The organism is Rhizobacter sp. P3_C12, assembly GCF_056402735.1.
Window position 1 is genome coordinate 1 of the sequence record NZ_JBFUGW010000195.1, and the last position, 12,210, is coordinate 12,210.

Sequence of the window (12,210 nt, forward strand, 5' to 3'; positions counted from 1 at the left end):
GTGTACGGCCTGCGCTGGGCGTCGCTCGCCGGCTTCCAGCACCGGGCGCACCGCATCGCGCTGCTGCCGCGCGAGCAGGTGCTGCGCGTGCTGGGCGCCGTCGCGCTGCATGCCGAGCGCGAGCGGGTGCGCCGCTGCATCGGCCGCGGCGCGCGCCAGGCCGTCATCGAGCGCATCGGCGAGGCGGCCTACACGGAGCTGCTGGCCGCGCCGCGCGTCACCGACAACGCCACCGCCGCTGCACTGTCGGCGGCCGAGCTCGACCCCGAACGCCTGGCCGCCGCCGGCTACGCCCGACTGAGCGAGCGCCGCGAATGGCACTGCAAGCACACGCTGGCCTGGGTGCGGCTCGCACTCGCGCCGGGCAGCACGCAGGCCGACCCGGCCTTCGCGTTTCCATCCACGTCTTCTTCCGCCGCCCCATCGGCCTCGCCGCCAGGCGATTCAATGATGGCTCGACTTCCCCACTACTTTCCGGAGCACGCATGGCTGTTTGGCTCACACATGGACCGTGCACTGTCGGCCTAGACGACGGCGTGCTGCGCGCGCAGGACCACGCGCAGCTGGTGTCGTCGGCCGACGTGGCCGCGGCGATCGACGCCGAGCGCGAGCGCGTGCTGGCCGAGGCGCAAGCCCGGGCCGAAGCGCTGCTCGCCGAGGCMCAGGCGCAGGCGCAGTTCGACGGCGCCTGGCAGCAGGGCTTCGACCAGGGCACGCAGGACGCCGCGGCGCACTGGGCCTCGCAGCAGCTGCAGGCCGCCGAATCGCGCCGGCGCACGCTGGTGCGCCAGAGCGAGCGGCTGTCGGGCATCGTCTCGATGGCGGTGGAGCGCGTGATCGAGCAGGAAGACCGCTCGGCGCTGTACCGCCGCTCGCTGCGCACCATCACCAAGCTGGTGAAGGATTCGGCGATGCTGACGCTGCGCGTGCCCGAGGCCGACCGCGAGGATGCGCAGCGCGCCATCTCCGAGCTGATGGCGCAGCTGCCCCAGGGCGCCACCGGCACGGCGATCGAGGTCGTCGTCGATGCGCAGATGCCCGAAGGCGCCTGCCGCTTCGAATCCGACAGCGGCGTCATCGATGCCGGGCTGGACACGCAGCTGGCCGCGATCCGCCGTGCCGTCGAGCGCGCGGCCCGCGAGATGGCGCAGGCGGACGACGCCGAAGCAGCCGAAACCGCCGAAGACGCCGACGAAGCCCGTGACGACACCCCCACCGAAGACCACCTGGAAGCCGCCTGATCATGGACACCAGCTTCCAGCGCTTCGTCAGCACGCTCGAGCAGGAGCTGACGCATGAGGACGTGCTGTCCCGCACCGGCCGCGTCACCGAGGTGGTCGGCACGCTGATCCGCGCGAGCGGCCTGGACGCCAAGGTCGGCGAGCTGTGCGAGCTGCGCGACCCGCGCGGCCGCCTGCTGCAGCGCGCCGAGGTGGTCGGCTTCGGCAAGCACGGCGCCATCCTGTCGCCGTTCGGCTCGATGGGCGGCGTCTCCGAAGGCACGCAGGTGGTCGGCACCGGCCGGCCGCTGTCGGTGCGCGTCGGGCCGCAATTGCTCGGCCGCGTGATCAGCGGCCTGGGCGACCCGATCGACGGGCTGGGCCCGCTGCTGGGCGACGAGGAACGCCCGGTGTTCGCCGACCCGCCGGACCCGATGAGCCGCGCGATGATCGAGCACCCGTTGCCCACTGGCGTCAAGATCATCGACGGGCTGATGACGCTCGGCGAAGGCCAGCGCATGGGCATCTTCGCGCCGGCCGGCGTCGGCAAGAGCACGCTGATGGGCATGCTGGCGCGCGGCGCGCAGTGCGACGTGAGCGTGATCGCGCTGATCGGCGAACGCGGCCGCGAAGTGCGCGAATTCATCGAGTTCATCCTCGGCCCCGAGGGCATGGCGAAATCGGTGGTGGTGTGCGCCACCTCCGACCGCTCGAGCATCGAGCGCGCCAAGGCCGCCTACGTGGCCACCGCGGTCGCCGAGTACTACCGCGACCAGGGCAAGCGCGTGCTGTTGATGATGGATTCGCTGACGCGCTTTGCGCGGGCCCAGCGCGAGATCGGCCTGGCGGCGGGTGAGCCACCGGCGCGGCGCGGCTTCCCGCCGTCGGTGTTCGCCGAGCTGCCGCGGCTGCTCGAGCGCACCGGCATGGGCGCGGTCGGCTCGATCACCGCGCTCTACACCGTGCTGGCCGAGGACGAGAGCGGCGGCGACCCGATCGCCGAGGAAGTGCGCGGCATCCTGGACGGCCACATGATCCTGTCGCGCAAGATCGCGGCGAAGAACCAGTACCCGGCGATCGACGTGCTGGGCAGCCTGTCGCGCGTGATGACGCAGATCGTGCCGGCCGAGCACGCCGAGGCGGCCGGCCACCTGCGCAACCTGATGGCCAAGTACGACGAGGTCGAGATGCTGCTGCAGGTCGGCGAGTACCAGGCCGGCAACGACCCGGTGGCCGACCTGGCGATCGAGCGCGTCGCCGAGATCCGCGCGTTCCTGAACCAGAAGACCAGCGACCTGATGCCGTACGAGGACATCCTCGGGCAGCTGGCGGAGGTCGTCAGGTGAGTGCCGCGCCCGTGAAGGCGCTGCGGACGCTGGTGAAGGTGCGCAAGCGCCAGGGCGAGCGGCTCGAGGCCGAGGTGCAGGCGGCGCGCAAGCAGCTCGCCGAGCTCGAAGAGGCGCGCAAGACCGCCGAGGGCGAGCTCGCCGCCTGCCGCCAGGACGAGCGCGATGCGCGCGACGAACGCGACGCGCTGCTGCGCACCTCCTTCACGCCGTACGCGGTGCGCGCGGCGGATTTCCGCATCGAGGACCTGAAGGGCGCGACCGCGCAGGCCGAGAAGGCCCTGGCCGACAGCCACAAGCACGTCGACCGCCAGGCCGCGGTGGTGAAGACCGCGCAGGCGGCGGTGCGCCGCAACGACCAGCGCATCGAGGGCTTCGAGCAGCGCATCGCCACCATCCTGCGCGAACGCGAAGCGGCGCAGGAGGAGCTGGCCGAGGAAGAGACCGAGGAAACCGGCGCGGCGCGTTTCGTCGCCCGCCAGCGCGCCCAGCGCCAGGAGGCCGCCCATGGATGACATGCAGGGCCTGTACGAGATGGCCGCGCGCACGCTGCACCCGCTGGAGGACCTGTTCCTCGCGACCGCGCTCGCCAGCCTGCGCCTGTTCGCCGCCTTCAACGTGCTGCCGCCGATGGGCGACCAGTTCGTGCAGGGCTACGTGCGCGCCGGCCTGGTCGTGATCATCGGCGGCTTCGTCGCGTTCGGCCTGCCGGCCGACGTCGCGAGCAACCTGACGGCCGGCCAGTGGGCCGGTTTCGCGCTGAAGGAATCGATGATCGGCCTGCTGATGGGCTTTGCCGCCTCGACGGTGTTCTGGGTGGCCGAGTGCGTGGGCGCGATGATCGACACGCAGGSCGGCTACAACAGCGTGCAGCTCACCAACCCGATGAGCGGGCAGCAGAGCACGCCGGTGTCGAACCTGCTGGTGCAGCTGGTGATCGCGGTGTTCTTCGCGCTCGGCGGCATGCTGGTGTTCATCGGCGCGATCTTCGATTCGTTCCACGTGTGGCCGCTGTTCGCGCCGATGCCCGACCTGGCCCGCGTGCCCGACCTGTTCATCGTGCAGCAAACCGACTCGTTGATGACGAGCACGATCAAGTTCGCCGCACCRATGATGCTGGTGCTGGTGCTGATCGACCTCGGCTTCGGGCTGATCACGCGCGCGGCCGACAAGCTCGAACCCACCAACCTCAGCCAGCCTGTCAAGGGCGCGGTGACGATGCTGATGCTCGCGCTGCTGATCGGCGTGCTGGTCAGCCAGGTGCGGCACCTGCTGCTGCCCACCGGCTTGCTGCAGCAGCTGCAGGGCAGCCTGCAGGCGCGCTGAACCGACGCCCGTTCCAACACCCCCATTCCCCAGGAGGACGAACATGAACATGATGGTCGACAACAAGGCCTGGCTGCAGGGCCGCATCGGCATCGCCACGCCACCGCAAGGCAAGATCGGCGGCACGCCGCAGGGCGGCGATTCGATGCAGCAGCTCGCGCAATCGACGATGGGGCAGCTGCCGCCGCTGTCGCTGCCGGGTGGCGGCGACGAAGACGGCGAAGGCGGGGGTGCGCAGCTGCTGAAGGGCATGATCGGCGCGGTGCAACAAGGCGGCGCGCAACAGGCGCAGGCGATGCAGAAGGCGGCCCAGCAGCAACAGCAGCAGCTGCCGCCGGCACAGCGGCCGGTGAGCCCGGAGCAGAAGGCCGCGCGCATGGACGCGCTGTCGACGTTGGAGCGCCATGAAGGGGCGTTCAACAAGCACGGCACCAAGATCTCCGACATGGAGAAGATGGCCAAGGACGAGAAGACGCCGCCGGACCTGAAGAAGGCGCTGAACACCGTGCTGTCGGACCAGGGCCTGCAGGACATGCTGGACGGCGGCAAGAACGGCAAGCTCGACCACAAGATCAGCTCGAAGGACATCCAGAAGCTGGCCGAGGACCCGGAGCTGAAGGCCTACAACGAAGAGAAGGCCCAGGGCTACGCCGACAACTACATCCCGTCGGGCGACAACGGCAAGACGACCGAGGGCCGCCCGATCACGAAGAACGATGCCGAGAACGAGCTGTACAAGTACGCCGACTACCTGCCGAAGGACATGTCGCTGGACGAGCTGCACAAGATCGTCGACGGCACCTCGCACACCGGCAAGTGCCCGCCGCAGCTGATCGCCGCGGCCAAGTACTTCACCGACCACCCGCAGGAGTGGAAGGACCTCAACAACGGCAAGGACAAGGTCTCGCACGCGAGCATGGAGGACAAGATCGCGGCCAAGGGCCAGCTCGACGCCGACCAGAAGAAGGCGCTGGACCGCATCGATGCCGACCCGAACGGCGCGTTCGGCAACAAGTTCAACCGCGACAAGCTGCAGAAGATCGCCGACGACCCGAAGGCCGCGCCGGAGGACAAGGAAGCGGCGAAGAAGTTCCTCGAGGACCCGGTGCTGTTCGGCAAGCTCGACAACGCCAAGCACGGCCGCGACATCAAGGGCGCGAAGAAGCTGTGGCAGCAGTCGGACGACGGCACCATCAGCCGCGACGACATCAAGGCCTTCCGCAGCCACCTGGAGAACAAGGAGGTCGCGACGACGCCGGCGAACGCCACGCACAAGCCGAAGGGCGCCGAGGACGTGAAGGCCGTCGGCGACATGGTGGCCGGCGAGATGGACCAGCCCGATCAGAAAAAGGCCAAGGGCGGCGGCTTCAAGAAGTTCCTGCAGGGCTGCCTGAGCGTGGTGTCGAAGATCGCCAACGTGATCTCGAAGGTGGCCGAGAAGCTCGGCCGGGTGCTGCCGCCGCCGTTCAACCTGGCGGCCAAGGCCGTCGCGATGGGTTCGCGCGCCTGGTCGGAGGGAACCAACGTCGCCGCGACGGCGATCCAGGGCGGCGACGTCAAGAAGGCCTTGCGCGACGCCGGGCTGGATATCGCAGGCACCGGGCTCAACGTGGTGACCAACAGCAGTGCCGGCAGCCTGGTGACGGGCGGCGTGAAGGCCGGGCTCAACGGGGCGAGCGGCGAGAAGCCGAAAGCGGCCGACTTCTTCTGACCCGGTTTTCATCCGGAGGCGATCGGAGTGCGCTACCATTTGGCGCATTCCGATCAACCATTTGGGTAAATCATCATGTGCGCTGCCGCTGTGCGCCCCCGGCCGGCTCTGGGTTCCGGACGGCCTGCCGACTTCTGGTCGGCGCAGTCGCGGGGCCCGGCGGCGGGTGCCAAGGCATCCCGCAAGGCATTCGCCGATCTGGTCGGGCGGGTGCGCAGTTCACCCGGGATCGTGCTGTTCGACGCTGTCGAGGCCGGTGTTCCCACCTGGCTGGTCGACGTGATCGCCGAGGCGACCGGCCAGCCGGTGTCGACCGTGATGGACATCATCGGCGTGTCGCCCACCACGTTCCGCCGCAAGGACGAAGCCGGCGAGGTGCTGCCGGACATCGCCGGGCACCGCGTGATGGGTTTGCTGCGCGTGGCGGCCACGCTGCGCCGCCTGCTCGAGGAGAGCGGCGACCCCGCTCAACTGAAGGATTTCGACCTCGACGCCTGGCTGGCCGGATGGCTGCGCGAACCGCTGCCCGAGCTGGGCGACAGGACCCCGGCCGAACTGCTGCGCAACCCTGAGGGACTGCGCGCGGTAGAGCAGGTGCTCGAGCGCATGCGCGGTGGATTGCCCGCATGACGGTGGCGCTGTGGCGGATTGCCACCGACACGCCGCAGTGGGGCGCCGATGACCTGGCCGGCAAGGGTGCCGCGAGCCGTGGTTCGCGCTGGACCCATCCCGGCGAGCTGGTGAGCTTCGCGGCCACCTCGGTGTCGCTGGCGGCCTGGGAGACGCGAGCGCACATCGGCAAGAGCGCGGGCAAGTTGCCGTGGAATCGCTTCCTCGTGCGCATCGATGTGCCGGACGCGGTCTGGACGGCGCGGCTGGTGCTGCAACGTCCACCGGCCGTCGGCTGGGATGCGATTCCCGAAGGACTGGTCTCACGCGCGCTCGGCTCGGTGTGGCTCAGCGAGGGACGATCGGCGCTGCTGGTCGTGCCCTCGGTGATCATCGAGGAAGAAGACAACGTGCTGATCAACCCGGCGCATCCGGATGCCGCGGAGCTGACGGCGGTGAAAGCCCGGCGGTTCGTCTACGACCACCGGGTGTAGCGATTCACCACCCGTACCTTTGCGCTGCGAGCGTATCGACCCAGTCACGAATCTTGTAGTCGCGTCTGACAAGCCCTTCATGAATCCGGAGAAGCTCTCTGAGATCATCGAGAAGAAGGGCGCGGATCGCGAGAAGAAATGGATGCGCCCGTGAATGTCGAAGCCGAAGAAGTTGCCCTGCGGGTCCTGAGCGAACAGGGCGCCACCTTTCAGTTCACCGCGCTCCATGGCAACGAACCACTCCTCGCGGGAGCTCAGTTCCTCATCACAAGCGCCTGGAGCATCAAGCGCCCATCACCTGGACAGATGGACAGCCATCAAAACAAGGAACGGAAGCAACAGCCATCGCACTCCATCGATGATCAATCGCCTGGCGGGCACAGTCAGTACGCGCTTCGCATAGGCAACGACCGACTGGATCTCGGCCTCGTCAAAGGCATATGGGCGTCCGTTCCCGACAGCAGCCGCAATGGCGGTGAGCTGCTCTTTCGTCATGCCGCGGTACTCGCCGTCGATTTCATATGCCGTCGAGAGAATGAACGCCCTGGCTTTGTCCTCATCGGTCTGCGGCTGAAAGTGGCAGGTGGCACACCGGGCGGAGAGGTTCCGCTTGATGTTTCCGCAATGAACGCAGACTGCCAGCATCACACGCGCCTGCCGCCTCCATCGCCCGCCGCATCGGCGTGGCAGCCCGCTTCTCTTGCCCAACCAAGCGAGCCATACACGATCCTCAACACGGGGCCCATCGTATTCAAGACGCTCCGTTCTGATCTACTCAGGTCGCGTCCTGTCGGTAGTAGGTATCGGTCACAGCGGCTGCAATCTCCGAGATGGATTGGGCCCGAGCCACGATCGCCACCAGTTCGTCAAAGTCTGAGGCGGAGTTCCATTCATGCTCGCCTTGGATGGCGCCAAGAACAAGCCGCCGAACCTCTTCGACCCCTAGGACCTGCTCAGGCTCTGAAGCAGTCAGCGTCACTTGGATTCTTTGGTTCAAGAAGATGTTGAACCCGAAGAACGGCCCCACGCCACGCACCTTCCTGGCCCCTGAAATCCTCAAGGATCTGCCACCCGAATCGATCAACAACAGATCGTCGAAGAAGCCGCTGCGCAGCGCCGGCTTCGTGCATTGCTCCAGCTCTTCGATGCCCCTCGCCGGGAAGAGCATTCCCTTCGAGAATTCGAGCACTGGATAGCGCAGCAGATCAGTTCTCACAGCCGCATTTGTCATTGTCGAATCCTGCATTGAAACCCTTTCCTACGAGGTCCGCACCCAAGACTTTTGCCCATGTCGGGCTTCCGTACAAGACCCGCTCACTCAGGTTGAAAGCATTGGGACCCCAGCCATGTACGGCATCGTGGAATGCCCGGCTCTCCAATGGCATCAGGTTCCAGGGCTGATTCCCAACGGCCTCCAGTAACGAATCTCTGGTCATCCATTTCTGTGGAATGGCCCAGTGGTGAACGGGCGTTCCCTTTGCAAGTTCACGAGTGCGACCATACCAACTTCTCGTTGCTCCCCACGCATGAGAGCCAGTCTTCCAGACTCCCCTGCAGACGGCCTTGATTCCAGTGCCGATCAACAAGACATCCGAGATTGCCAGCGCTCCGTTGACAGTGCCCCACACGTAGCGGCCACTCTGGAAATCGCTGATCGATTCGCGTCCAGACCCCCAGATGGGGATGAAGCTCTCGCCCAGACCTGGCGGGCCGACATCAGGCAGCGGAGCGGCATTTGAACCTTGCATCCACCGTACCGCTGCCGAGTTGGCCAATCCTCGCGGATCCACCCCCGACAACGGGTTGCCGCCAACATAGGCGTAGGTGTTGATCCCACCCGCCAGCCCCGTCGGGTCGGATTGCGTGTACCGCCCATCCTTGGCGTCGTAGTACCGATTCCAGTTGTAGAACAGCCCACTCTCTAGATCCGCCACCTGCCCCGGGAATCTCAGGCTGAACGCGAACGGCCCGCGCCCACCGGGATCCACCACCGGTGCCGTCGTGCCGAACGGCTCGGCCAGCCACAGCCAGCGGATCACGCCATCGGTATCGAGCACCGCCCGCGGCGCGTTCAGGTGATCGGCGTGGATGTGGAACACCAGCGGTGGCCCGTTCGCATCCGCCGGGTTCGGCATGAACACTGCGACCGGCACGTCCTGCAACCACACGTACTCACGGATCGCCCGGCCCACGTGGTCGTACTCGCCGAGCAATTGCCCGTCTTGATCGTAGGCGTAGATCACCGTGCTCTGCGGCCCCGTGCTGCTCACCTTGCGGATGCGCTGGCCCATCGCGTTGTAGGTGTAGGTCGTCGTGATGCCACCCTTCGTCAGCGTGGCGAGTTGTCCAGCCATGTCGTAGGTCGCGGTGTAGCCTGCACCATCACTCGTCGTGTTGCCGGTGTTGTCATGCGCCAGGCTGCGCGCCGGGTTCGTCACGCCGCTCAATCGGTTGCTCGTCGGTTCGGTGTCGTAGCGGCTCGACAGGCCGTCCAGGCTCTCGCTCGCACGGTTGCTGTTCGGGTCGTAGGCGATCGACCAGTTCGTCGTGGCGGTCACCACGCTCGTGAGCCGGTCGAGCTCGTCGTAGCCGAACTGCTGGTCGAGCGCCGGCTGCAGCGTGCCGTCGAACTGCCGGTGCGTGAACGCGGCGATGCGGTCCTGGGCGTCGTAGCGCACATCGCGAAGCACCCCACCGATCGGATAGCGCACCATGCGCCCACTCAGATCGAACAGGCGCCGATGCGACACCAGTCCGCCACGGGCATGCCACTTCCAGCCGTCGATCCCGATGCCGAACGGCGCCCATTTGATCTCGCTGAGCAGCGGCATCGGAACGCTGGCGCCGTCCTTGGCGAGTGCCAGCGACAGCGCCTGGCCGTCTGCGCGCTCGATCACCAGCCTGCGCCCCGAGGGATACGTGATGCCCTCCAGGTTGCCCAGGTGGTAGGCATAGTTCACCTTCAATTGCACGGTGCCGCTGTTCGCGCCCGCCGCCGGCTCGACCCATTGCGTGTGGCCCGCAAGCTCCCCGTGCTCGTTGTAGCGGTACCGGTCACCACCAGCACCGTGCCCCATGCTCGTGAGCCTGCCGCCGCCGTGGGAGAACTCGGGCCCTTGCTCGCTGTACCTCCACGTCAGCGCGGGATCTGTCCTCCCGCCGCGGCTGTGCTCAGCCCGCGTCATGCGCTCGCTGGCATCGTAGGTGTAGCGCGTCAGCACGCCACGGCTGTCGAGCATCGTCTCCACCAGATCGGTCCCGGGAACGTAGGTGAACACCGTCGTGCCAGTGTCCGGGCTCACGATCTTCATCACATGCCCCAGGCCGGTTCGCTCGTACAAGGTCTCCAGGCCGCGCGGGTCGGTCACCTTGTTGATGTACGGCGTCCCGCCCAGGTAGTCGAAACGGATCGAGCCCTGCCTTGCATCGGTGATCGACGTGATGCGATAGAGGCGGTCGTACGCGATCGAGGTGCTGTCACCGCTCGCGCCACGAAGGATCTTCGTGACGTGCCCCATCGCGTCGTACTCGTAGCGCGTGGTCGGCATGGGCGACACCGGCGGCGGTGTCTGCGCCATCGCGGCGTACGAGAGGGAACAGAAAAAGGAACAACCGATCGCGGCCCGCAGACCGCTGCGCGCATGCTGCATGAAAGACCCTCCCTGGTCTTGTCGTTCAGATGCGGCGCAGTCTAGAAATCCGGCCTCTGCCGGGTCAACCGGGTCAAATGAACCTATCGCGAGCTCGTCACCCCTGCGGCTGCGCCTGCGTCGCCTGCGCGAACGATTGCCCCGCCGCCTGCATCCGCTCGTCGAGCTTCTTGCTCAAGTCCGCGAGCATGTCGAGCATCTTGTTGACCGCTTCCATCAGCTTCTTGGGATCGCTCTTGTCGGCGCCGTTCTGCTGGAGCTCGCGCAGGTTGCGGGTCATGCCTTCGATCTGGTCGAGCAGTTGCGAAACCTGGGAATCCGCCTCGCCGGCTTCAGACGCCGCGCTCGTCGCCAGCGCCTGGCCGCCGCCCTGCCCGATCGGCTTCGGGCCGCCCGGCGTGGGGCGAGTCAGGGCCATGCTCGAGTTCGGTCCCGGTCGGCCGAAGGGCGACGGCATCGACGGCGAGCGCGGCGGCATGCTCATCGAGCGCGGGCGCTGCGCCACGCTCGACATCGACGGCGGCCGGCCGCCCTCGCGCGGCGGCGGGCCGCCCACTGTCGCAGCGCGCTGCGACGGCGTCGACGGGCGTGGCCCGATCGGTGGCCGGGCACCGGGTCCCGGCCCCGGCGTGATCCCGGGACCGACCGGGTTCGACCGCGCCGGCAGCAGCGGTCCCTTGGCACCCGGAATCGACATGGCCGTTCAGCGTGATGCCACGCGGCACAGGCCCAGCACCTCGCGGCTCTGCGAGCAGCTCGATGCGGCCGGCGCCTTCGATGCAGACGCCACCGTGCCTTGGTCCGGCTCGGCCTCGCTGTCGCAGTGCGACAGCACCTTCTGCGTCGGCGCGTAGTACGTCCAGCCCTTCGGCAGCTGCGGCGGCGCGAGGCTCACCTCCTGCCACTTCGCATGGCCCTCGCTCTTCAGCTTCTCGAAGTTGCTGCACATCGACTTGGCAAAGCGCGTCAGCGAGCTGCGCACCTCCGGCGACTGGTAGTCGTAGGTCACCAGCATCGACTTGACCGACAGCGAGGTCACGTCCTGCGTCAGCCAGTTCGGGTAGCTGGTGCTGCGGATCTGCGCCGGCACATAGGTGCCGTCCAGCGCCTGTGTCTCTGGCGCAGCACGGTCGAGCGTCAGCAGCTTGATGTACTGGCGCGCCTCCGACTTCATGTCGGCGAACAGCTTGGCCGGCTGGCCGGCGACGATCACGACCACGTCGATCGACTTGTCGGTCGCGAGCTTCACCAGCGCCTCCTCGTTCGACAGGAAGCTGGTGTTCTGCTCCAGCATCGGGCTGCCGAACATCGCGCGGTACAGCGTGGTCGCGGTCAGCGCCGTGCCGCTGCCGACCGGGCCGACGTTGATGCGCTTGTCGCGCAGTTCGTGGATCGAGCGCAGCGGCGAATCGGCGCGCGCGACGAAGTAGATCTCCTCGTCGTACAGCGGCATCACCACGCGCAGCGGCTTGATCAGCCGCGCCGCCTCGGCATCGCCGGCGTTCGCCTGGTCGAGGTAGGCGCGGTACACGTCGGATTGCACCAGCGCGAGCCGCACGCCGGGCTCCGAGCGCAGCCGGCGCACGTTCTCGGCCGAGCCCTTGGACGGCAGCACCTCCAGCGGCAGGCCGGCGGGCTTGCCGATGAAGCGCGACAGGTCGCGGCCGATCTCGATGTAGGTGCCGCGGTCGGAACCGGTGACGATGCGGTCGCCGGCATGGGCGCCCAGCGAAGCGAGGCACAAGGCCGCAGTGAGAAGAAGTTGGCGCATGGATTTCTCCGGTGGACGGTGAACGGCGCTCAAGGCGTCGGGAGCTCGCACAGGCCCAGGGCCCGGCGCGCAGGGGGACAGGA

13 protein-coding genes are annotated in these 12,210 nt (G+C 67.5%); 8 read left to right on the top strand and 5 right to left on the bottom strand.

Annotated elements, in window-relative coordinates; all coding sequences use genetic code 11:
• The 8 genes from AC1DXV_RS24305 to AC1DXV_RS24340 all read left to right on the top strand — a co-directional run.
• On the top strand, positions 1-528 hold a 528-nt coding region (locus AC1DXV_RS24305), incomplete at its 5' end, for a type III secretion protein HrpB4 (RefSeq protein ID WP_477935948.1).
• On the top strand, positions 486-1,241 hold the full coding sequence (locus AC1DXV_RS24310; protein ID WP_477935950.1) for a FliH/SctL family protein: 756 nt from the start codon (positions 486-488) through the stop codon (positions 1,239-1,241). The genes AC1DXV_RS24305 and AC1DXV_RS24310, both read left to right, overlap by 43 nt.
• 2 nt (positions 1,242-1,243) lie before the next feature.
• On the top strand, positions 1,244-2,566 hold the full coding sequence (gene sctN, locus AC1DXV_RS24315) for a type III secretion system ATPase SctN (RefSeq protein WP_477935952.1): 1,323 nt from the start codon (positions 1,244-1,246) through the stop codon (positions 2,564-2,566).
• Entirely contained in the window at positions 2,563-3,081 is a 519-nt protein-coding gene (locus tag AC1DXV_RS24320; protein WP_477865835.1) for a hypothetical protein, read from the top strand. Before sctN ends, AC1DXV_RS24320 begins: the two co-directional genes overlap by 4 nt.
• The gene (gene sctT / locus AC1DXV_RS24325; RefSeq protein WP_477935954.1) at positions 3,074-3,892 is read left to right on the top strand and encodes a type III secretion system export apparatus subunit SctT; all 819 of its coding nucleotides are present in this window, start codon (positions 3,074-3,076) and stop codon (positions 3,890-3,892) included. Before AC1DXV_RS24320 ends, sctT begins: the two co-directional genes overlap by 8 nt.
• Positions 3,893-3,935: 43 nt before the next feature.
• The gene (locus AC1DXV_RS24330; protein ID WP_477865837.1) at positions 3,936-5,603 is read left to right on the top strand and encodes an HrpF/NolX family T3SS translocon protein; all 1,668 of its coding nucleotides are present in this window, start codon (positions 3,936-3,938) and stop codon (positions 5,601-5,603) included.
• A gap of 210 nt (positions 5,604-5,813) precedes the next feature.
• Entirely contained in the window at positions 5,814-6,233 is a 420-nt protein-coding gene (locus AC1DXV_RS24335) for an antitoxin Xre/MbcA/ParS toxin-binding domain-containing protein (RefSeq protein WP_477935956.1), read from the top strand.
• Positions 6,230-6,706, top strand: coding sequence for an RES family NAD+ phosphorylase (locus tag AC1DXV_RS24340; protein WP_477865839.1), 477 nt, complete (start codon positions 6,230-6,232; stop codon positions 6,704-6,706). The genes AC1DXV_RS24335 and AC1DXV_RS24340 overlap by 4 nt, the downstream gene beginning before the upstream one ends.
• A 294-nt stretch (positions 6,707-7,000) precedes the next feature.
• Here the strand turns inward: AC1DXV_RS24340 and AC1DXV_RS24345 are convergent, their stop codons facing one another.
• The 5 genes from AC1DXV_RS24345 to AC1DXV_RS24365 form a co-directional block, all read right to left on the bottom strand.
• Positions 7,001-7,351 (bottom strand): hypothetical protein, encoded by a 351-nt coding sequence (locus AC1DXV_RS24345; RefSeq protein WP_477865840.1) that lies wholly within the window; start codon positions 7,349-7,351, stop codon positions 7,001-7,003.
• 130 nt (positions 7,352-7,481) lie between these two features.
• On the bottom strand, positions 7,482-7,952 hold the full coding sequence (locus AC1DXV_RS24350) for a hypothetical protein (protein ID WP_477935958.1): 471 nt from the start codon (positions 7,950-7,952) through the stop codon (positions 7,482-7,484).
• Positions 7,912-10,356, bottom strand: coding sequence for an RHS repeat domain-containing protein (locus AC1DXV_RS24355; protein ID WP_477935960.1), 2,445 nt, complete (start codon positions 10,354-10,356; stop codon positions 7,912-7,914). The genes AC1DXV_RS24350 and AC1DXV_RS24355 overlap by 41 nt, the downstream gene beginning before the upstream one ends.
• Positions 10,357-10,453: 97 nt before the next feature.
• Positions 10,454-10,840, bottom strand: a complete 387-nt coding sequence (locus tag AC1DXV_RS24360) for a hypothetical protein (RefSeq protein WP_477935962.1) — start codon at positions 10,838-10,840, stop codon at positions 10,454-10,456.
• Between the two features lie 219 nt (positions 10,841-11,059).
• Entirely contained in the window at positions 11,060-12,127 is a 1,068-nt protein-coding gene (locus AC1DXV_RS24365; RefSeq protein WP_477865844.1) for a TAXI family TRAP transporter solute-binding subunit, read from the bottom strand.
• Between the last annotated feature and the right edge of the window lie 83 nt (positions 12,128-12,210).

Coding starts and splice junctions, on each gene's coding strand:
- AC1DXV_RS24340 (WP_477865839.1), top strand. CDS start 6,230: ATGACGGTGGCGCTGTGGCGGATTGCCACCGACACGCCGCAGTGGGGC.
- AC1DXV_RS24350 (WP_477935958.1), bottom strand. CDS start 7,952: ATGCAGGATTCGACAATGACAAATGCGGCTGTGAGAACTGATCTGCTG.
- AC1DXV_RS24360 (WP_477935962.1), bottom strand. CDS start 10,840: ATGAGCATGCCGCCGCGCTCGCCGTCGATGCCGTCGCCCTTCGGCCGA.
- AC1DXV_RS24355 (WP_477935960.1), bottom strand. CDS start 10,356: ATGCAGCATGCGCGCAGCGGTCTGCGGGCCGCGATCGGTTGTTCCTTT.
- AC1DXV_RS24330 (WP_477865837.1), top strand. CDS start 3,936: ATGAACATGATGGTCGACAACAAGGCCTGGCTGCAGGGCCGCATCGGC.
- AC1DXV_RS24365 (WP_477865844.1), bottom strand. CDS start 12,127: ATGCGCCAACTTCTTCTCACTGCGGCCTTGTGCCTCGCTTCGCTGGGC.
- AC1DXV_RS24345 (WP_477865840.1), bottom strand. CDS start 7,351: ATGCTGGCAGTCTGCGTTCATTGCGGAAACATCAAGCGGAACCTCTCC.
- sctN (WP_477935952.1), top strand. CDS start 1,244: ATGGACACCAGCTTCCAGCGCTTCGTCAGCACGCTCGAGCAGGAGCTG.